Consider the following 20,309-nt stretch of genomic DNA (forward strand, 5'->3'; position numbering starts at 1 on the left):
AGCTATAACGTAAAACCCTTCTCTACTTTCGACTGAAAGGAGAAGGGTTTTTGCATAGATGTTAATTGTTATTAACTATCCTATAAGGTTGAACGATGCCCTGGTTTATACCTTGGCGAACTGCTGCATGATGGCTGCCGCAGCACGCTGATAACCACCAGCTTGTCTCAGCGATTCACCGATCAGATGCGCTTTCTCTTGGTAAACAGGATTGTGCAGCACCTCCTTGACTGCCTCACGTAAACGGGATGCGTTCAAGGTGTGGTGATTCAGCACGAGTCCTGCTCCCAGTTCTTTTACACGACCTGCAACGAATGGCTGATCGGAAGTCATAGGAATCATGACAAGCGGAACATCGAAGTATAAAGCCTCACTTACGCTGTTCATACCTGCATGGGTCACAAAAACGTCGGTATGCTGCAGCAGTTCAATCTGTGCAACGTAAGGTTTCACAATGAAGTTATCCGGGATCAGGTCTAGTAGAGATTCCATGTCTGTGTATTTGCCAGAAGATAACACAACGTTGATGGGAAGTTCTTTAAATGCATCAAAGCACAGCTTGTAAAATTCCAGGTTTTTATTCAATATCGTTCCCATGGAGATGTACACGGTTTGGCTATGACGTTCGCGAAGTATATCAAACGGAAATTCCGGAGCATCCTGGCGTGAAATTATGGAAGGTCCTGTGAACAGATAATCGTCATGCAGTTCATCGGCACGCGGCTGAAAATAACGGCTGGTGTATACGATCTTTAATTGCCCTATATGTGCCACCATGTCTTCCACAGCAGGCAGACTGACTTGATGCTCGGCTGCGATCTCACGGGCGGTGTTCATTATGGCTTCATACATTTCCTGTGTATCTACATCATCTTCACTGCTGTTCAAAGGCTCAACTGAAGCAAAGGAAGCCGTAGTACATACCGCCGGGATGCCTAACTTCTCAGCTAGTATGCTCCCTCCCCAGCCCATCAGGGAGTCATAGATCAAATAGTCAAATGTCTGACCTTCTATCACACGAAGTATTTCGGGAATCATTCGCGGAATCATACCGCATACGATCATGTGTATAAACTCATATGGATGGCGATATTCGAACGGCTTTAAGATTGGATCATGCGAAAAGGCATCCTGCAAGAAGGGGTACGTCAATACCTTAGCCCCTGTCTGCTCCACTCGTGAGCGGTACTCCTCTACACATACATACACAACTTCCTCTCCAAGCTTCACCAGCTCCGTGATTAATCCAAGGGATGGATTCACATGACCTTCAGCCGGTGTAATAACAGCCAATACACGCGCCATACTGCGCACCTCCTGAATGTAAATTCCCCTCCGATCTGCTTGTTGTCTGACCGGTTGCGATGGTTACATCGGAAGTGTATCTATTTGCTGACCAGCAGCCTGATATTCCTCACGAATAAGGACAGAGATCCGTAACGAGGACAAGAAGCTGAATACAACCAACAGGAGCTGAAGTGTCAGCACCATTAAAATTCCTGTCGATATCCCCCACCCCATCGTCTCGGCTAATGCAACCAAGGCGCCGCTTACCCCAATACTCAAAGCCACATAGAAGGAATCGACAAACTGTAGATTAGCAGACATCTTGCCTTCATGTCCGGATTCGGCATACTGCAGCGCAATGACAGCTGTAGTCGGGTTCGCCAGACCGACACCAAATCCAATAATGATCTGGGAGATTAGAATAAGCGTGATGCCGGTGCCCGGTAAAAATAAAGCGAGCATGACCAATATGACTCCACCGATCATGATCCCAATGCCCAGCATCACTCGCTGCTTACGCCCTGTTCCCCTGTCTTTTGCATCCAATCTGGCCTGCAGCCATGCTGCGCCAGACCAGCTTAAGGAACCCGCTGCGACCAGTAAGCCGGCGATAGCTGCCGCCATGCCCTTAATCTCGGTCAGGCCCAAAATAACGAAGCTTTCTGTAGCAAAATAACAAGCAACATACAATCCTCTGGTTACAAGCGCTGCCGGTAAACCGGATTTGACCTGGAACGTCCCTCGAGGCAGCAGCTGCTGCATTAACGGAATCATGATCCCTAATCCACCGATGGCAAGAGCTATGCCCTCCCACTTCGTCATCATGCCAAGACCTGTGAGCAGCATGCCGGTTCCGATGGATAACAGGATGGCTTTCCCTATTTTCGAATCAACCGCTCGGCGTCCCTCCGTAACCTGCTGATTTCGCTGTAAATCACGAAACGATTGATATGTAAGAAGCAGAGCCAGTGCGATTAAAGGAATAACCATCCAAAAAACAAATCGCCAGGATTGGTAAGAAGCAATGAGTCCCGCAGCATAGGGTCCGATTAACGAAGGCAGCACAAAAGCCATTGAGAAAGCGGCCAAAATCTGAGTTCTCAGAGAGTCGGGATAATATAACGTTACACAGGTGTAGACACATGTAATTAAAGCTCCGGCACCAAATCCTTGAAAGACTCTTCCTCCAATGAGCATGTACATATTCACGGAAGCTGCTGCAGTGACGGTTCCGAGCACAAAAACCGTAATCGATACAAGTATGGAGTTGAATATGCCCCGCTGATCTACTTGCTGGCCCATAACCAGTGTCCCTACAAGCTGAGATAACAAAAATGCACTGAAAATCCAGCCGTATAAATGAATTCCCTGCATCTCTTGAGCTATTTTCGCGGCAATGGTCGTAATCGCCAGCCCTTCAAATGCTGAAGTTGTCAGTACCAACATTATGCCAATGGTCATGGTCCTGTACTGTCTGTCAAAAATGCCGATCGGCCTGCTTGCTTTCATCCACACCTCCACAAAATTGTAATATTAGTAAATTACACCTGCAGATGTATCTTTAATATAGATCAACCTAACTACTTTGTAAATAAAAATGTTTAATAAGTAGCTTGAGCAAAAGAACATGCTGCATTGATTACCAGCACATTGCTCATACTACCTACCGAATATGTATAAGGGGAGATTGCACATGGATCTGCAGAGCGGCAAATTATATTGGCCAACAACGGTTACGAATCCGCCAGCCTATCCTAAGCTGGACGAGGACATCAGCTGTGATGTTCTCATTATCGGTGCAGGCAGTTCAGGTGCACAAAGTGCTCATTTTCTATGTGATCAAGGATTATCTGTCGTTGTTGTTGACAAGCGTAAGGTTGGTGAAGGCAGCACAAGCACCAATACCGCGCTGATTCAATATGCCGGGGAGAAAAGCTTTGTATCGCTCCGTTATACCTTCGGTGAAGAAGCGGCTGCTCGTCACCTTAAATTATGTGAACAGTCCATTAATCATATGGAGCGAATCAGCAGCACACTCCCAATCGATCCCGATTTTATCCGGCGTGATAGTTTGTATTACGCAAGTTATCAAGAGGATATCGCTTCATTAAAGGAAGAATTCGCCCTTCTTCAGAAGCACGGATTCCACGTTGATCTTTGGGATGAACAGCGCATAGCGAGTGTATACCCTTTCCGTAAATCGGCTGCGCTTTATTATCATAATGATGCGGAGATGAACCCGTTAAAGTTCGTGTACGGCCTTCTGGAGAAGGCCAAGTCACAAGGCGTGCGAATTTACGAGGAAACCGAAATTACAGGTAAACGTTTTGAACAGGATGCTGCTGTTTTTTATACCAAAGATCGCCGTGAAATTCGTGCCAAACATGTCATTATCGCTGCGGGTTATGAAGATAAGGATTTTAAAGTGGAGAAAAATGCGACGCTGTCCAGCTCTTATGCCGTCATTACCAAGCCGGTCGCTGATCTGGAAAACTGGTACAAACGCACGTTAATCTGGGAAACCGCTCGTCCATATGTCTATATGCGTACAACCCCGGATCATCGGATTATTATCGGCGGCATGGATAAAGATACAGCCTACGCCGAGACGAGAGATTCCAAAATGCTGGCCAGCAGAGATAAACTGATCACTGAGTTCGGCAAACTTTTTCCGAATATTGAGGTAGAACCAGAGTATTATTTGGGAGCCTTTTACGGCGGGACACATGACGGTTTGCCGGTGATTGGTCAATATGACTCCTATCCGCATTGTTATGTTATTATGGCATACGGTGACAACGGAACCGTGTATAACGGAGTTCTTGCGAAGATCGTCACGGATCAGATTTTGCATGGCTCCAGCCCGGATATGGATCTTTATTTGCAGAATAGACCGCTTGTTGAGAAAAGAAAATAACTCAATCATCCGTTTCGCCAACACGGTGACTTTCATCATGCAGAAGATGCCATCAGCTGCTTTATCTCATTGCTTCATCATGCATTGCCCTTAACGCCAAAAGCCGATTCCCCAACTGGAATCGGCTTTTAAGCATAACTTTTTTAAAACATTCAATGCGCTCTATATTTACAGCGTGATAATGATCGGTCCCTTTTTGGAAAGAATGATCGTATGTTCAATCTGTGCTACATGGCTGTTCTTCGTAGCAAAGGTCCATCCGTCGTTTTTTTGATACACTTCTTCTTCGGAAGTTGAGATAAAGGGTTCAAACGCAATTACCATGCCTTCTTTTAGCAGCTCATCATCGGATGTATCATTGTAATTATAGATATGATCCGGTGCTTCATGAATGGCACGACCAACCCCATGCCCTGTGAGATTACGAATAACCGTAAATCCGTGCTGGCGGGCTGTCAGGAAAACAGCTTTCCCAAGACCACTTTTTTTGGATCCGGGGTTTGCTTTTTTCAATCCTGCTTCAAAAGCCTGCTTGGCTGCCTCACAGATTTTCGTTAACACTTCTTCTCCCTGACCCACAACAAATGAAATGCCTGTATCTGCGAAATATGCATTTTTGGAGCCGGAAACATCAATGTTGACGATATCGCCTTCTTTGATGACCCGATCACCTGGAATCCCGTGTGCGACTTCTTCATTGACACTAATGCATGTATAACCGGGAAAGTCATATTCACTTTTGGGAGCGGAAATGGCGCCTTCTTTCTCAAAAAGTTCTCCAGCCAAATTATCGAGTTCTTTTGTCGTTACACCCGGAACGGTCCGCTCAACCAACGTATCTCTAATGGAAGCAACAATCCTGCCAATTTCTTTTAAACCATTAAAATCCTCTTCTGTTTTTGCAATCATAACCGGTACCTCACTATTCTTATCATTATTAACATGGTTCACTTTGATTGCATCATAAATCACCGCTGTTTGCAACATTTTTAGGATTTGATGTACTCGCACAAAGGAAAAAATCAACTATTTGACATCTACGTCTTTGATTACGTGCTGGCCCTTACCTCTCTTACGTGTGCAAAAAAGAGGTAAACCGAAGTTCACCCCTGGTAAATAACGTTAATGATCATGCTGCATGATAAATTTCGCTCTCGCTAAATTAACTCAAGTGAACTACATTAAAACCATTATTGCTGTTTATATACCCGAACATAGTCCACCTGCATGGTTGCAGGAATATCCGAAGCATCCGGAATGCGGCCACCATCGAAATTACCGCCGATGGCCAAGTTCATGATTAAATAGAACGGTTCATCAAATGGAGCATTAGGGTTGTTCGGTGCAGTTGCAGACGACCACTGCTGATTGGTAACTTTGTAGAAGAATTTACCGTCCACGTACCATTTGATGTTGTCCGGTTCCCAAACTACAGAATATACGTGATAATCGTTAGCAATAGTTTGTCCTGCGGGAAAGTGATACTCTCCCCCTGCATACTGATTGGCAGGCCATTGCCCGCCAAAGTGAATCGTTCCACTGGTTGTTCCAGGCAGACGACCTCTTGCCTCCATCACGTCAATTTCACCTGATGCAGCCCAAGTGCCATATACCGAATCTTGCGGCAGCATCCAGAGTGCAGGCCAAATGCCATCTCCTGTAGGCAGTTTGGCACGGAAATCGACACGCCCGTACTTCAAGGATAACTTGTCTTTGGTATTTACCTTACCGGAGGCATATTTCGCAAAACGATTCGGGTCTTGAGGGAATGATTGATTACTATGTGTTGCACGGATATTTAATTTTCCATCCTGAACAAAAATATTTTGCGGACTGGTAGTGTAGTGCTGCATCTCCGCGTTGCCCCAACCCCAGGTTCCCGGATCATCATTGAGATAATACCCTGTTTCTATATTCCATTTGCTTGTGTCCAGCGAAGAACCACTGAACTCATCCTGCCAAATAAGATTCATGCCTTCAATCACCGGATTGTTCGGTGTACCGATGGAGATATCTTCTTGGTCCGAACCATCGGGACGTGGGGCATCCGGGTTACCAATGAGTGTATAGTTCACATAGTTGCTGCCCACGTTTCCACCGGGCTGTCCGTTAAGCGGATAGCCGATTCGAATTTGCATATTTTCCTGAATAGGTCTAAACCACAGACCATAGATATGATCGGCCCAGTATCCCCACTGATTGGCATCGGAAATCGGATTGTAGCCATTGCCGGAATACGTAAATTTACTTTGACCACTATTACTTAAGTCTACCCATTGACCATTGATATTGATTTGGTATACAAAATTTTGTAATTCTTTCGCAATAGGTGCGCTCCCGCCAATCTTGGGCAATGGGATACCTATGGAACCGCTTCCATCTGCTGTGAAAGTTGTCCCTTCATAAGGAGTAACCACAAATGAGTTACGCACAGGTTCATTGAATGTAATGGTGTAAATAATGTTCGCATCGGATGTTTTGGACTGCAGCTTGACGTGAATAGATTCGGTTACGTTAAACCAGTACCCTCCTCCACCCTCAGAGAATTGGCCGAAGTTCTGGTCGTAAATCCAGCCGCTGGATGCGTTATTGTCAATATCAATCCACGTGCTGCTCTGAACAGGTTTCACATACACCTTGAGATCCTGAGCGACGGCTTCATAGGTGACTGATGGATTATTGTTAAAGGTGGGATACGTAAAGCCGGCGCCTCCGGTGCTGCTGGCAATGATGTCAGGCCCCTGTGTAGGGCTCATTGCTGTGATCGTTGTTTCGTTAATGTTTTGAAAGACCAGTCGATAATCCAGCTTTATTCCGTTCGCTTTGGAATACAATTGAACATCGGTTGTTGAGGAGAGAGTGAACCAATATCCTTGAAAGCCTGCGTCAGTCCAGTGACCCCAGTTTTGGTTGTACGTAAAGTTTTCTGCCTGATCAATATCCACCCATTGGCTTCCTACCTTCACATTAACACCTAAATCCCCGTTCACTTCGCTCCACGCAGCAGAACCCCCATTAAACTTAGGCATCACGAACCCGAAACTGGCCTTGCCCACCCCCGATTTGGATATGACCGGTCCGTCAGCAGACGAAAAGTACTCCATGGATGTAATCGTCTTCCCGGCAGCCTGAGCCGTTGAGCCAGGCCCTAGCAAAACACTGACCAGCATGATGAATAAGAGCAGCACACCCATCCTTCTGTACACCAATCGTCTCTCCCTGCAAGCCGCTGATTTCATTCATTCTCCTCCTTCAAATCATTTTTCCAATCTGTTATCAATAAGGAAAAAGATTACAGATCAGATAACTATATTCTACCGAAAAGAAGAATGTGGTGAAAGATATATTTATAAATTGTATTAGCCTGCCAATTCATGTTACGAATGGAAAGAGATGATTCCTTTAAGACAGAAATCATCTCTTACTTTCACTCTTTGGCATACGTTTAAAGTCCGTTATTGGCAATCAGATTTTGGTACCAGAAGAAGCTTTCCTTCCGTCTTCGCGCAAGTGTGCCGTTTCCGTCATTATCTTGGTCTACATGGATTAAACCATAACGCTTTTCCATTTCCGAAGAAGAATAGCTGATCAGGTCGATGATACCCCAGACGGTATAGCCTATAATTTCAACGCCATCCAGCAGCGCCTCATGCATTTGTTCGATATGGGAACGCAGGTATTCAATACGATAAGGATCACGAATCGTTCCGTTCTCTTCAACGGTATCATAAGCCCCCAGTCCGTTTTCTACAATGAACAGAGGAACCTGATAACGGCTGTACAGATTGTTAAGCGCGAGTCTCAGACCAATTGGATCGATCTGCCATCCCCAATCACTGACAGGCAGATAGGGATTCTTGATGCCTCCCATCGTATTGCCGCTAACCGTTTCCAAGCCCTCGCTATCTGCGCTGGCCACAAAGGAGTTGTAGTAACTGAATGATATGAAGTCAGCGGTATACTTGTTCAGCAATTCGTCGTCACCCGCAGCTTTTTCGATAACGATATTCTGTTCTCTAAAATATCTCTCGATGTAACCTGGATAAGCGCCGCGCACCTGCACATCGGTAAAGAACAGATTAAATTGATTATTTTTATGAGCGGCCAGCACATCCAGCGGATTACATGTATGAGGATAATGCAGCAGGCTTGTCAGCATACATCCGATCTTGGCGTCTGGAATAATCTCGTGGCACAGCTTTACGGCATAAGCGCTCGCAACGAATTGGTGATGCAGCGATTGGTATACTGCTAGCTCAACATTCTTGAACCGATCTGGAACAATACCACCATTGGTAAACGGATGACGCACAATGCCATCAATTTCATTAAATGTGATCCAATACTTTACTTTATCTTTGTAGCGGTTGAACACCACTGTGCTGAAGCGAACAAAGAAGTCGACTACCTCTCTGGATGTCCATCCACCGTAATGATCGACCAGATACATCGGCATCTCATAGTGAGACAAGGTCACCAGAGGTTCAATACCATTTTTAATCATCTCATCAAAAAGACGATCGTAGAAAAGCAGCCCTTCTTCGTTTGCATTCGTTTCATGCCCATTCGGGAAAATCCGAGTCCACGCAATGGAAGTGCGCAGCGTTTTGATCCCCATCTCACCCATTAACGCCAAGTCCTCCGGGTAGCGATGATAAAAATCAATTCCTCTTCGTTTCGGATAATTCACGGTAGATTGATCCTGGAGCGCTGCCGCGAGCTGCTCCGAGTTTACAGCATTTTGCTTTTTGTAGTCACCTATGTTTTTCTTATTCATTGCCGTATCAGCGGTAGATATGCCTTTCCCTGCTGTGTTCCAGGCTCCTTCAGCCTGATTCGCTGCAATTGCTCCGCCCCATAAAAATCCTTCGGGAAATGTTCTGATGGTCTTCATGTCATACTCCTCCTGTTAATGCGCTCTGTCCATCACACGACTAATGTGAATGATGAGATACAATCTCTCTTCGTTGGACATAAATCGTTCGAATTTCGCGCCAATATAATTGTTGATCTTGGAAACACAATTGCTTTCCTCTGGATATTTACTCGAAATTCGTTCCAGCAGTTCATCATCCTTGGATTCAAGCATCGTGTTCTCCAATAACCGCTGCACAAAAAACTGCAGATGCGTTAGAAAGCGTGAATAGTTAATGCTTAATGTATCCAGTTCAATTCCGTAATGAATTCGAATGATATTAAGAATATCCTTCACGGTGTTGGTCATGATCATGACCTGACTCATGTTCTGTTCCGTTTGCTGCGCATTGACCAGATGGAAGGCAATATTGGCTGCCTCCTCCTCGGGCAGATCCAGTTCGAGCCGATCTTTGATAAATTTCAACGCCTGTTTCCCGATGAGAAATTCTTGCGGGTAAAACTTCTGAACTTCCCATAACATGCGATTTTGAATCTGAATATTAGATTTGAACCGTTTGGCAGCCATATGAAGATGGTCTGTCAATGAGAAGTATAGATTCTCGCTTAGATCCCTCGATAACGCTTGCTTAGCATAGGATATGATTTCGTCTGCCAAAATTAAATACTCTTTCGGCGTCTCTTTCATCAGCGCTGTCATATCCGAGGACATTCCTTCATTCTCAACGACATATACCTTTTCAATCTCATGATCATGAATCATGTCTCCGGGTCTGCTTCTGAATCCGATTCCCCTGCCCATAGCGATAACCTCTTTATTATCATTCCGCTTGGCCAAAACAATGCTTGTATTGAGAACCTTAACTACTCTCATATCCATGCTCCTCTATGTTCAGGGTGAGCTTCACCCCATAATCATTACAAAATGGTTATAAGCGGCGTCTCTGGGCCTATTTTTTCCGATTTCTCGTGTCCCAGAATCTCCAGATAATCGCCACTGTTTGTTACAATCACCGGTGTTGTTGTGTCGTAGCCGGCTTTTTCAACAGCGTCCATATCAAACTCGATCAGAAGTTGACCGTGTTTCACGATGTCACCCTCTTGAACAACAACATTAAAGTGCTGTCCTTTTAACTTTACAGTATCAATCCCGATATGGATCAGAAGTTCAATGCCTTCTACTGATTTCAAACCGATGGAGTGTTTGGTGCGAAACACCGTTTGAACTGTTCCATCAAATGGAGCCACGACCTGCCCTTTGGCAGGTTTGATTGCCATGCCTTTACCCATCGCTTCTTGGGAGAATGCTTCATCCTTCACGTCTTTTAACGGAATGGCCTCTCCTTCAATCGGGGCGAAAACAACCAGACGGGATTGCAGTTTCTCTTTCTTCGGAGCTGCCTGAGATGTTGTTTCCACTTTAACAGATTCTACCGCGGAAGCTTGTGTATCAGACGCTGCTCCGGGATCGTTAAAGCCGATGAAATAAACGGCAACGGGAGTAATAATGATAGAAATGGCTGCTGTAATCAGCGCATAAGTAAAGTTATTTTCAGCTCCGATAAACATCGGTAAAGAAGCAAGACCCGGCCCTACTGCAGCATAGGCCTTTAAATTGACAATCCCTGCAAAGAGCCCTGCTGAACCCGCTCCGATCATACAGGCAACCAAAGTGCGTTTCAACCGCAGATGTACCCCGTACAGGGCTGGTTCGGTAATGCCGAACAATCCAGATATGCCGGCTGGCAGGGCAACCTGCTTCAATTTTTTATCTTTCGCCAAGAACCAGACTGCAAGTGCTCCGGCACCTTGTGCCATGTTAGAAGAAAGCATCGCACTGTGAATTAACGTTTCATATCCTGGTGAAACCATGGCTGCAAAAATAACGGGATAAAACACTTTGTGCATTCCGAACATCACGATAAATGGTAAGAATACAGCCAAGATAACAACGGTTAACCAGCCGATTTTACCTTGAATCCAGAATAAACCGTCAGACAAACCGACACCCAGATAGTTACCAATTGGTCCAAGAACCGTAAGTGCGAGCGGTGCCATGACAAGAATAACAATCAGAGGTTTAAGGAAGATTTTCACTGGTCCTGGAGACACCTTATCTGCAAATTTCTCCACATAAGACATGAGCCAAACGGTCAGAATGATGGGTAATACGCTGGACGCATAACTGATATTAGGTACTGGAATACCAGCGATTTGTACGGGCACTTCTCCTCCAAGTAATGTGATCATTTTAGGATGCAGTAAACCCCCCGCCAGTGTGGCTGCAATATATGGATTGGTTTTGAATTTCTGTGCACTTGAGTATGCCAGCAGAAAAGGCAGAAAATAAAAAGCAGAGTCAGCGATATTAAGCAGCAGCGCGTAGATCTGACTTTCTTTTGACAGTAGACCAAGAGATGTGCTTAACAAAAGCAAAGCTTTAAACATCCCTGCTGCTGCGATTGCCGGAATGATCGGCTGGAAAATGCCCGTGATCAATCCGGCAAAACTCTCAAACAAACCTTTGAAACTCATATCTCTTTTCTTGTTTGGCTCCGGGTTTTCATCTGTTTTTATAGTGATCATTTGTTTAAGTTCATTATATACATAGCTTACATCATTCCCGATAATAACTTGATATTGTCCGCCGCTGTATACGGCTCCCATGATGCCATCCATGGCTTTAATTTCATCTGTTTTTGCTTGATTTGGATCTTTCAGATTCATCCTTAATCGGGTGGAGCAATGGAGAAAATCATTGATATTTTCTTGTCCGCCTACGTTGTCAAGGATAGCCTTAGCGGTTTCTTTGTAATTCATGTAAACACCTCACCCTGAAATTGTGCATAAAAAAAGGCCTAAATTGGGTGGGTATAATAAATATACAAACCACCCAATTTAGGCCTTGCCTGCCGAACAGTAACACGCCAAATTGAATCATATATGATGTTGTTTAAAGCAAATATAAACGTTTACATCGATAATGTAGCATGGATTTCGACAAAAAGCAACACTTTATACGCAAAGGATCTTATTAGCATTTATGAATTACCTTAAGATTTAATGGGCATCTTAACCAGATGATATATGTACGCGACGGGGGTTATAAACAATGCAGCACATTAATGATTGGTTAAAACACATTGCACATGATTACATTTTGGTGATTATCGCTGCAGTTCTCTTCTTTGCAGTTAAAGCCATTGTAGGTTGGTTCACTTACAAGCACTACGATCGAAAACTAGATGCCATTGCGGAGCAAGTCAACCGTCTCCTCGAACAGAAAAAAACAGATTAACTCGTAATATACCACGTATAAACGCTATTAAATCCGAAACAGAAGTCGACGATCAGAGTTAGATTTGGAGGAAAAGATATGCTGGGTAACTGGGTTCTAGGTATGTTCATCCCCCTGCTGCTGGGTACGTGGATTTTAAGACGTCATTACTACTTGCTCGTGTTATTTTTCCCCCTTGGGGTGGCCATATCGGCTTGCATTAACAGTGTCGGGTTTAATTATTTTTGGAATATTATGCCGAATACAAACAACCAGTCATATGCTGCTCTGCCGATGGAACTTGGTATTTATCCTATTACGGGGTGTATCATGATGTACATGATTCTAGTAAAAAAGACCAGACCTTGGTCAAGCATCTTTATATCAGCACTTGTGCTGACGCTGATTGAGTGGTGTGCTAAGTTGATGGGGCATGTTGTTTATTTTAACGGATGGAATATCTTCTGGACGTACTGGTCCTATTTCCTTCCTTTTGTGCTAGCCTATGGCTATAGTAAGCTTTTTAAAAAAGACATTTCCAGACGCTATCGTTAAGCGTTCCAATCGTTAGAATGCCGGGGTAAGAAATGTCATATAGCAATTGTAACGAAAAGAAGGTTAACGCTGCTGGGCATCTGTGCATATCATAACTCATCATTGTTATGGAGGGATTGGAATGTACACGGCGTATCCTTATCTTTACAGAAGTGCTTTTACTCCAGTATGGGCGACATCCACGGCTGAAGCACTTGGATTAATACAATCGGCTGTTCAAGGTGAACGAAATGATGAAATGTTCTATGATGCTCTCATCCGCATGGCTCCTGACTCTACCCAAGCAGCTATAATTACAAGCATTCGTAATGATGAGCGCGGACATAATCAGATGTTCAGACAGATGTACAAAGATCTTACGGGTCAAGAAATTACGGGGGTAAGCAGTGAATCTCCGGAAACAGTTTCCTCCTATCTTGGCGGCTTGCAAAAGGCATTTCAGGGTGAACTTGCCGCTGTAGAGAAGTACAGAAAAATATGGTTTGGTCTCCCCTACGGCATATACAAAGACACAGTGTGGGGTATTATTCTGGATGAACAGAAACACGCGGATAAGTACAATAATCTAATCATGTACAATATGCCCAAATAAATGCAGCATGAGGACACTTTCATTAACACGGGAGTGTAAAAAATGTGAAAGAATTTCGAAGGTAACAACATCAAAAAAACCAGTAAACATTATTGTTTACTGGTTTTTTGCGTATTCTTGCCCTTTTATATTTCGAACAATATCACATGTATTCTTTGACTGCTTCCTGCTCTGGCTCCGGCTCGACATGAACGTGTACCGTATACACATCATGCTCTTCCAGAAGCTCGTTTTCCACATCGGTACAAATATCATGAGCTTGCTGCAGATCCAAATCTCCACGAACCGTGATCACCACGTCAACCACGGCGTTGCTGCCGTAATTACGTGCTCGTACATCTTTAACCGTCTCTACACCGTTGATTCCGGCGATGGTCTCCCGGTATTCTTGAATCAACTCTACGTCAAATCCATCTGTAAGATGGTGCGTAGCTTCTCTGAAAATATCCCAGGCCGTTTTGCAGATCAGCAAACCGACGATAATCGCCGTTACAGGGTCAAGCCACGGAAGGCCGAACTGGGAACCCACGATCCCGACGACGGCACCGATACTCACCCAAGCATCGGAAATATTATCCCGTGCGGCAGCCATAACTGCCTGGCTTTTGATACGTGTGGCCAGTCTTTTATTGTATCGATAGACTAAAACCATAACAACTGCGCAAAAAATGCCTGTATACGCGGCAAGGAGATCAGGAGATTCGTGCTTACCCTCGAATACGGAAGTGAAGGCTTCAAATAATACCTGCAGCCCCACAGCCATCATGATGAACGAAGCGACAAGAGAAGCCACCGTTTCTGCCCGCCAGTGCCCATATGTATGATCTTTATCGGCCGGACGCTGGGCGAATCTTAAACCAATCAGTACGGCGATGGATGCGACAATATCCGTTGCATTATTCAAGCCGTCTGCTTTGAGTGCTTCAGAGCCAGCAATAGTGCCAATCACCAGCTTTATTGCGGTCAAACATATATAAGCGATGATACTGATGATCGCCCCACGTTCCCCGAGTTTTAAGTTTTCGTATCTTACTTGATCCACATTCCGTTCCTCCCGCAATCTTCAACTCTCTTAACACTTGTATGATGGTATCATTGAACATTTGTGTGGGTCTAGAGAAACGTTTTGAGTGTAAGCAAACATAGTCTGAGTGCCGCAAGAGTTTAACGGGCATCCAAAAAAGTTGCGTAAGGAAAACTTGTACCCTTTATTCTTCAAGCACTTTTCTAAGTAATTAATGCTTTTAAACATGGGAAATAGTAGAATTCATAAGGAACATTTGTTCTTATATAATGGTAGAGGGAGATGCATCAGGTGTTTAAAAAATTAGAATGCGTTTGTATTCATACGAAAGATATTGAGAAATCACTTTTGTTCTACACTTCTATGGGTTTAACTGAAAATTGGAAAATAGAACGCAGCTTGGAGAACGGCTCTGCCTGGACAGTAATAAGTTTAAAATTCCCTCAGTAGGACAGTTCTGAAGAACTCCCTTTGCAACGGAGTCTGGAATATAGCTGTAATGAAAGCCCCTGATGAAAATGTGTTTGTATTAGTTGGAAAGTAACTTGAAAATATAGAGATGTGTTCATTTCACTATGGTTCGTCTATTCTGACCAACGTTATCAACTCATAACGACATAAAACCTGCCCAAACTTTTGGGCAGGTTCGAAAAGTAAATCTTATAAAACCGCTCTGTGAATCAAAGAAGTGAGTCGATTGTATATTTAGTCCAGCAGGCTGAAGATCTGAATACTCTCAACCTTGGCATCCTTGATATGGAACGACATGACATCTACATAGTTTGATGGCTCGTAACGGAAGTCATCTTCCTCGTCAGGTGCCCCATCCCCCACTAGCTTTCCTTCAGGATAAGCTTTTTTAAGTGTGTCCAAGCTGTCCCCTGCTTTAATGTTTCGAACTGTCGTATACTTGGGATCGGTAATTTGGATATTAAAGATCGAGTCTTGTTTGCCTTCAGGTACACTGATGGTTTTAATCTCCAGACCAGGGTACGTGTATACTTTTTCCGTAAATCCGATTAAATTATCCATATTGGTTCCATCACCTTCAGTATACGTATGGGATTTCACGTTATCCGGTTTACCCAGCATCTGCTCCATCTGCTCTTCATTCGCTGTATCCGAGATCGCAATCGTGTGTTCGTTATAGACAAAAGCAAGCTCCTTCAGCACCACATTGCCTTCCTTCTCCACTGAACCTTCTTTAATGACGGCACTATCTTCTCCCTCTGATTTCTCGGAAGCAGGGGCATTTGAATTTGCTGCTCCTTCGTCTTTGTTCTGCTCCTTCGATGTACCTGGTTCAACCGAGTTCTGAGCAGGCTCGGGAGACTCGGCATTGCTGGACTGACAGCCCGTCATTGCCATCGTTAGGACAATACTCAGTAGGATAAAACCTGCAGCTTTCTTTGTAGACTTCATCATTTAATCCCTCCATAAATGTGTGATTTGTTCTTATGAAGTCATTATAAAAAAAGCATTTGTTAGTCTTATAACAGAAATGTATCAGTCTTGTAACGGAACTTATTAGGGCTTCCATATGGGAGAAAGCTTAAGCACGGGGCAGCACAATGGTCACTGTCGTGCCTTGTCCTAACTCACTTTCCACGTCGATATATCCATTGAACCGCTCGACGATCTCTTTACAAATGGACAGCCCGAGTCCTGAACCATTCGCTGTGCTTGCATTTTTCGCCCGGTAGAAGCGTTCCTGTACTCGCTCCAGTTCGTCACCCGCGATTCCGATGCCTTGGTCACCTATCTTTACAACAACCTCGCTTGACGTATGTTCCATCTGCACTTCAATCGTAGAATGGCTGCCTGAATATTTGATAGCGTTATCCATAAGGTTGGCGATTGCATGGGATATGAGCATTGGATTGACATTCGCGTAGACTTTTGTCAGATTTTCATCTGCCGGGTCTCCCTCCGCTTGTTTAACCGTGATCCTGATCTTTTTCTCCTTCGCCTTGGCTTCCATATTCGTGGCGACTTGCTGGATCAGCGAGTTCATTTCTGTCTTTTCGACTTCCAGTTCGCTTGAACCTGTCTTATCAAATCGGGATAACAACAACAGTTCATTGATCAAACGGGTGAGCCGATCCGATTCCTGCAGCAGATGCGCATAGATTTTTTGCAGCTCTTCGTTCTCATTCTCCCCTTCGTACAAGTATTGAGAGAAACCACGAATCGCTGCCAGAGGTGTTTTTAATTCATGAGATACGTTGGAGACAAATTGTTTCTGGTATTGAATGTAATTATGAAGCTGCTGACCCATTTGATCTAACCCTTCCGCCAGCATGCCCAGCTCATCCTTGCGGTTCAGATGAACTCGGCGAAATTCTTGTTTGGAGAAACTTTGTGCGGCACCCAGGAGCACCTTAATCGGTTTGGTTGTATTGCGTGCAATCCACAGACTGGCTAACGTAATCAGCACAATGAATCCGCCTGCACCCGCAAATAAGACATAACGGATTTGATCCATGATCGCATAAAAGTACGAAATGTCCTCTACGAACTCATACACATATGCATTTTCGTAAAATTGATTCTGAATGGGTGTTGCAAAATAAAGCAAATGGTCATCCGTTACAGTGTAGGCATAACTTCCGCTCAGAGCTTTTTCAATATTTTTCTCGAAAATGTGTGGTTTGCCATCATTAATGATGATGCCATCTACAGCCAAACCGAGCAGCTGCTTGGAGCTGTCATAGATCCGCACTTCCTTGCCTGAAGCTTTCAGCTTCTCCAGTGCAAGTCTGACGATTTCTTTCGTCTGCGGCTCCCCTGATGATGATCGATGCTGTGCCAGCACCTCACGGAAGGACAACTCAGACAGATCCGCCTTCTCCATCATCTGTTTTTCAATGGTAATGAAGCTGTAGTAATCAATGGCTTTATTAATAGCAAATATGATAATGCCAAAGGACAGCACGGAGAAAAACAAATAGTTCAGCAGTAACCGGGTTGCGTACTTCAGGCCCCGCCACCTCCAAGCTGATAGCCGAACCCATAGATCGTTCGGACATATTTCGGTTCGTCCGCGTTATCCTCCAGTTTCTTCCGCAATCGCATGATGGTCATATCGACGCTGCGGCTATCCCCCATAAAATCATATCCCCATCCGATCTGTAAGAGCTCATCCCGAGTATAGATTTTGTCAGGCCTTTTAAGTAAAGTTTCGAGAATTTTAAACTCTTTGGCTGTTAGGGAGACAGGCACATCGTTTTTCAGCACTCTTCGGCTTTCAAGATCAAATGTCAATTCTTCATGAACGATACGTGTCGTTTGCGATTCTGTCCCTTCACCAGCTTCTACCTTGCTCTCGTTTCTTCTCAGAACCACTTTGATTCGAGCGAGCAATTCCCGATTGTCAAAGGGTTTGGTCATATAATCTTCCGCGCCAAGCTCTAGTCCGAGCACTTTATCTATAATCTCATTTTTGGCAGAGAGCATAATCACTGGAAGAGAACGTTTGCCCGTTATTTCCTTGCACAAGTCATATCCGGAGCAATCTGGCAGCATCAAATCAAGCAGCACCAGGTCGGGTTGAAATGATTCTAACAATTGCAGTCCGGTTTTGCCATCTTCTGCGGTTTTCACATCATAATTTTCTCGCCGTAGTACAAGCTCAATCAAATCTCGAATGGCGACTTCGTCGTCAATGACAAGTATTTTCTTCAATGTCTGTACACCCCTTCTATCCTTGTTCCCCAGCCTGCATCCTAAGTACTCTCATCTTAGCACAGACCATTTAAACTCCTCCACCAACAGGAAGATGAGGTATATTCCACTGAGCCCGACATAACTTGTAATAAACCCGAAGAAAGGAGAACAAACCATGGATCTGCTCTGGGTACTTATTGTTGGTGGACTTATTGGCTGGTTAAGCGGCAGCTTGATTGGGCGGGATGTACCGGGCGGTGTACTTGGGAACATTGTTGCGGGTTTTATCGGTTCCTGGCTAGGAACGGAATTGCTTGGACCGAGGGGACCGGTGATTGGCGGATTTCATATCATTCCGGCGATCGTTGGCTCGATTATTGCGCTGCTCCTCTTTTTTGCTCTGGCACGCGGCGGAGCTTTCCGAAGACGTTAACCAAGAGAAGCGGAGATCGATCCCGTTGTTCAATAGAAAATCAACAAAAGACCGACAGCATTCATCGTTTGCAGATGAGAGCCTCGGTCTTTTTTTTATTTCCTCATGGTTTTATTGATTTTATCCATTCTTCCAATGCCTGAACAACCTGCTTAAGCTGTTCCTGTTCTGTGATCTTAGGTTCATTGTCTCCCTTCTGCATTCCGTAGGAGCCAAATTGACCATGGTTACCGCCTTCAATACTTACATATGTCGTGTCAATCGGAAGATTGGATTTGGCTTTTTCCCACGATTCCCAGTTCAGAACACCATCCTTGCTGCCCGTCATTTGCAGTGCGGACAAGTTCGTTCCGTCCAGTCTCCCGCCATCATCTGCATAAGAAGCCAGGAAAAAGACACCTTTGATCTGGTCTGTGTGTGCCGCAGCATATCTTGAAGCAAACACACCTCCTAATGAATGCCCACCAATAACAAAGCTTTCACCCGCATGTTCCGCGAGAAACGAATCGGCCCGTTTCCCCCCGAACATCGCCAAGTTCAGCGGCATCTTTGTAATATATACACGATGTCCATGCTTCGCTAGTGCCCGTGCCATAGGCGCGTAACTTGCCGGCTCCACCAAACCTCCGGGATAGAACACAACATTCGGCTGTGAGATGTGCTGCCCTTTAGGTTCAAATTGATAACCGTTCTTCACTTCGCTGACAACGACCTGATTGTCACTTTTCATTGCCGCTTCCGCTTGTTCCGATGGGCTGTAGGTTACCGATGCCAAGTAGGCAGACATTCCTGCAACCAGGGCAATAATCACTACACTGGTCCATATCGCAATTTTTTTCCATCTGTTCTTACGCGCTGCTGTCCTTACCATAATTCTATTGCCCTACCTTTAAACGTATCATTTTTAATTACAGAATTAATTATATTTACTGGTAAGTAAAATTACAAGACTCTTTGCTTATATTTATGATTTGACATAAAATATTGTGGAAGGAGTGTGTACGAATCTATGCCAGAGCAAGTACCTAAACGTTTGCGCGGGAGACCCAAGCAGACGGACAATGACATTTCCATGCAGCAGACTATTATCTATACGGCATCCACCCTATTTAAAGAATTTGGCTACGAGATGGTGACCCTTCAGCAGATCGGCAAGAAATGCGGCGTATCCAAACCAACCATATATTATCATTTCGCGGGCAAAGCGGATCTATTCGTGGCAGCCATGACAACGATGCTGCAGAACGTTAGAAAAATTACCGCGCATATGCTGGATGAGGCGGAACATCTGCGAGACGGGTTAATTCGATTAGCAGAAGCTCGTCTTGCCAATCCGCATGGTGAGATCGAAATGATGATGCGTGAAGCGGAGCCTTTTCTGGAGGAAGAACAGATTCATGCCATTCGTGAAGCAGAACATCAGATTCATGAGGTGTTAGCCTCGCATTTTAGAAAAGCCATGGATAAGAAAATCTTTCGTGAAGAAGAGCCGCTATTCTTGGCAGAAGCTTTTTCGACTCTAATGTTGATGGGGAACCGAGAACATGATCAGCAAAAATATGAGTCTCATCGCGTCCTAGCGGAGAAAATTGTACTTGTTTTTCTTAAGGGAGTAACGAGCTCTTCATCCTCGGATTTGATCTGATGTTTAATTCTATAATTTTTCTCCTGTCTATTTCAGAA

Annotated in this window: 18 protein-coding genes and 1 pseudogene; 7 read left to right on the plus strand and 12 right to left on the minus strand. The window is 44.5% G+C overall.

The window, feature by feature from the left end; translation table 11 throughout:
* Window positions 1–105: 105 nt before the first annotated feature.
* Together ABXS70_RS11545 and ABXS70_RS11550 are read right to left on the minus strand one after the other, a co-directional pair.
* Complete coding sequence (locus ABXS70_RS11545) at window positions 106–1,305, minus strand: macrolide family glycosyltransferase (RefSeq protein ID WP_342556108.1); 1,200 nt, start codon at window positions 1,303–1,305, stop codon at window positions 106–108.
* Between the two features lie 63 nt (window positions 1,306–1,368).
* The gene (locus ABXS70_RS11550) at window positions 1,369–2,796 is read right to left on the minus strand and encodes an MFS transporter (protein WP_366295924.1); all 1,428 of its coding nucleotides are present in this window, start codon (window positions 2,794–2,796) and stop codon (window positions 1,369–1,371) included.
* A 184-nt stretch (window positions 2,797–2,980) separates the two neighbouring features.
* Between ABXS70_RS11550 and ABXS70_RS11555 the strand changes: the two genes are divergently transcribed.
* On the plus strand, window positions 2,981–4,204 hold the full coding sequence (locus tag ABXS70_RS11555; RefSeq protein ID WP_366295926.1) for an FAD-dependent oxidoreductase: 1,224 nt from the start codon (window positions 2,981–2,983) through the stop codon (window positions 4,202–4,204).
* A 168-nt stretch (window positions 4,205–4,372) separates the two neighbouring features.
* On the opposite strand, the gene map is transcribed toward ABXS70_RS11555, so the two are convergent.
* The 5 genes from map to ABXS70_RS11580 form a co-directional block, all read right to left on the minus strand.
* Window positions 4,373–5,113 (minus strand): type I methionyl aminopeptidase, encoded by a 741-nt coding sequence (gene map, locus ABXS70_RS11560; RefSeq protein WP_342556105.1) that lies wholly within the window; start codon window positions 5,111–5,113, stop codon window positions 4,373–4,375.
* Between the two features lie 281 nt (window positions 5,114–5,394).
* Window positions 5,395–7,443, minus strand: a complete 2,049-nt coding sequence (locus ABXS70_RS11565) for a glycoside hydrolase family 16 protein (RefSeq protein ID WP_366295928.1) — start codon at window positions 7,441–7,443, stop codon at window positions 5,395–5,397.
* 206 nt (window positions 7,444–7,649) lie between these two features.
* Window positions 7,650–9,098: a family 1 glycosylhydrolase gene (locus ABXS70_RS11570; RefSeq protein ID WP_366295930.1), complete on the minus strand. Its 1,449-nt coding sequence runs from the start codon at window positions 9,096–9,098 to the stop codon at window positions 7,650–7,652.
* Between the two features lie 15 nt (window positions 9,099–9,113).
* A complete protein-coding gene (gene licT / locus ABXS70_RS11575) occupies window positions 9,114–9,953 on the minus strand; it encodes a BglG family transcription antiterminator LicT (RefSeq protein WP_342556102.1) in 840 nt (279 codons plus the stop codon).
* A 44-nt stretch (window positions 9,954–9,997) separates the two neighbouring features.
* Window positions 9,998–11,899 carry a beta-glucoside-specific PTS transporter subunit IIABC gene (locus ABXS70_RS11580; RefSeq protein WP_366295932.1) on the minus strand — a complete coding sequence of 634 codons (1,902 nt, stop codon included), beginning with the start codon at window positions 11,897–11,899 and terminating at the stop codon, window positions 9,998–10,000.
* Between the two features lie 292 nt (window positions 11,900–12,191).
* On the opposite strand from ABXS70_RS11580, the gene ABXS70_RS11585 reads away from it, so the two are divergent.
* The 3 genes from ABXS70_RS11585 (at window position 12,192) to ABXS70_RS11595 (ending at window position 13,503) form a co-directional block, all read left to right on the plus strand.
* Complete coding sequence (locus ABXS70_RS11585; RefSeq protein ID WP_342556100.1) at window positions 12,192–12,377, plus strand: hypothetical protein; 186 nt, start codon at window positions 12,192–12,194, stop codon at window positions 12,375–12,377.
* A gap of 78 nt (window positions 12,378–12,455) precedes the next feature.
* Window positions 12,456–12,911, plus strand: coding sequence for a hypothetical protein (locus ABXS70_RS11590; RefSeq protein ID WP_342556099.1), 456 nt, complete (start codon window positions 12,456–12,458; stop codon window positions 12,909–12,911).
* Between the two features lie 121 nt (window positions 12,912–13,032).
* Complete coding sequence (locus tag ABXS70_RS11595) at window positions 13,033–13,503, plus strand: ferritin-like domain-containing protein (protein ID WP_366295935.1); 471 nt, start codon at window positions 13,033–13,035, stop codon at window positions 13,501–13,503.
* A 142-nt stretch (window positions 13,504–13,645) separates the two neighbouring features.
* Here the strand turns inward: ABXS70_RS11595 and ABXS70_RS11600 are convergent, their stop codons facing one another.
* The gene (locus tag ABXS70_RS11600) at window positions 13,646–14,545 is read right to left on the minus strand and encodes a cation diffusion facilitator family transporter (RefSeq protein ID WP_366295937.1); all 900 of its coding nucleotides are present in this window, start codon (window positions 14,543–14,545) and stop codon (window positions 13,646–13,648) included.
* 273 nt (window positions 14,546–14,818) lie between these two features.
* Between ABXS70_RS11600 and ABXS70_RS11605 the strand changes: the two are divergent.
* Window positions 14,819–15,071, plus strand: a pseudogene (locus ABXS70_RS11605) (hypothetical protein).
* Window positions 15,072–15,232: 161 nt separating this feature from the next.
* On the opposite strand, the gene ABXS70_RS11610 reads toward ABXS70_RS11605, so the two are convergent.
* From ABXS70_RS11610 to ABXS70_RS11620, 3 genes are all read right to left on the minus strand, one after another.
* Complete coding sequence (locus tag ABXS70_RS11610) at window positions 15,233–15,952, minus strand: hypothetical protein (RefSeq protein WP_366295939.1); 720 nt, start codon at window positions 15,950–15,952, stop codon at window positions 15,233–15,235.
* 127 nt (window positions 15,953–16,079) lie between these two features.
* Window positions 16,080–17,474 (minus strand): HAMP domain-containing sensor histidine kinase, encoded by a 1,395-nt coding sequence (locus ABXS70_RS11615; RefSeq protein WP_342556095.1) that lies wholly within the window; start codon window positions 17,472–17,474, stop codon window positions 16,080–16,082.
* Window positions 17,475–17,503: 29 nt separating this feature from the next.
* On the minus strand, window positions 17,504–18,211 hold the full coding sequence (locus ABXS70_RS11620; protein WP_342556094.1) for a response regulator transcription factor: 708 nt from the start codon (window positions 18,209–18,211) through the stop codon (window positions 17,504–17,506).
* A 157-nt stretch (window positions 18,212–18,368) separates the two neighbouring features.
* Between ABXS70_RS11620 and ABXS70_RS11625 the strand changes: the two genes are divergently transcribed.
* Window positions 18,369–18,626, plus strand: a complete 258-nt coding sequence (locus ABXS70_RS11625; protein ID WP_342556093.1) for a GlsB/YeaQ/YmgE family stress response membrane protein — start codon at window positions 18,369–18,371, stop codon at window positions 18,624–18,626.
* 103 nt (window positions 18,627–18,729) lie between these two features.
* On the opposite strand, the gene ABXS70_RS11630 is transcribed toward ABXS70_RS11625, so the two are convergent.
* Window positions 18,730–19,497: an alpha/beta hydrolase gene (locus tag ABXS70_RS11630; RefSeq protein WP_366295942.1), complete on the minus strand. Its 768-nt coding sequence runs from the start codon at window positions 19,495–19,497 to the stop codon at window positions 18,730–18,732.
* 138 nt (window positions 19,498–19,635) lie between these two features.
* On the opposite strand from ABXS70_RS11630, the gene ABXS70_RS11635 reads away from it, so the two are divergent.
* Entirely contained in the window at window positions 19,636–20,271 is a 636-nt protein-coding gene (locus ABXS70_RS11635; RefSeq protein ID WP_342556091.1) for a TetR/AcrR family transcriptional regulator, read from the plus strand.
* Window positions 20,272–20,309 lie beyond the last annotated feature (38 nt).

Source organism: Paenibacillus sp. AN1007, assembly GCF_040702995.1.
Classification (GTDB): Bacteria; Bacillota; Bacilli; order Paenibacillales; family Paenibacillaceae; genus Paenibacillus.

Coding starts and splice junctions, on each gene's coding strand:
- licT (WP_342556102.1), bottom strand. CDS start 9,953: ATGAGAGTAGTTAAGGTTCTCAATACAAGCATTGTTTTGGCCAAGCGG.
- ABXS70_RS11635 (WP_342556091.1), top strand. CDS start 19,636: ATGCCAGAGCAAGTACCTAAACGTTTGCGCGGGAGACCCAAGCAGACG.
- ABXS70_RS11585 (WP_342556100.1), top strand. CDS start 12,192: ATGCAGCACATTAATGATTGGTTAAAACACATTGCACATGATTACATT.
- ABXS70_RS11555 (WP_366295926.1), top strand. CDS start 2,981: ATGGATCTGCAGAGCGGCAAATTATATTGGCCAACAACGGTTACGAAT.
- ABXS70_RS11630 (WP_366295942.1), bottom strand. CDS start 19,497: ATGGTAAGGACAGCAGCGCGTAAGAACAGATGGAAAAAAATTGCGATA.
- ABXS70_RS11570 (WP_366295930.1), bottom strand. CDS start 9,098: ATGAAGACCATCAGAACATTTCCCGAAGGATTTTTATGGGGCGGAGCA.
- ABXS70_RS11595 (WP_366295935.1), top strand. CDS start 13,033: ATGTACACGGCGTATCCTTATCTTTACAGAAGTGCTTTTACTCCAGTA.
- ABXS70_RS11610 (WP_366295939.1), bottom strand. CDS start 15,952: ATGATGAAGTCTACAAAGAAAGCTGCAGGTTTTATCCTACTGAGTATT.
- ABXS70_RS11580 (WP_366295932.1), bottom strand. CDS start 11,899: ATGAATTACAAAGAAACCGCTAAGGCTATCCTTGACAACGTAGGCGGA.
- ABXS70_RS11565 (WP_366295928.1), bottom strand. CDS start 7,443: ATGAAATCAGCGGCTTGCAGGGAGAGACGATTGGTGTACAGAAGGATG.
- map (WP_342556105.1), bottom strand. CDS start 5,113: ATGATTGCAAAAACAGAAGAGGATTTTAATGGTTTAAAAGAAATTGGC.
- ABXS70_RS11550 (WP_366295924.1), bottom strand. CDS start 2,796: ATGAAAGCAAGCAGGCCGATCGGCATTTTTGACAGACAGTACAGGACC.
- ABXS70_RS11545 (WP_342556108.1), bottom strand. CDS start 1,305: ATGGCGCGTGTATTGGCTGTTATTACACCGGCTGAAGGTCATGTGAAT.
- ABXS70_RS11590 (WP_342556099.1), top strand. CDS start 12,456: ATGCTGGGTAACTGGGTTCTAGGTATGTTCATCCCCCTGCTGCTGGGT.
- ABXS70_RS11625 (WP_342556093.1), top strand. CDS start 18,369: ATGGATCTGCTCTGGGTACTTATTGTTGGTGGACTTATTGGCTGGTTA.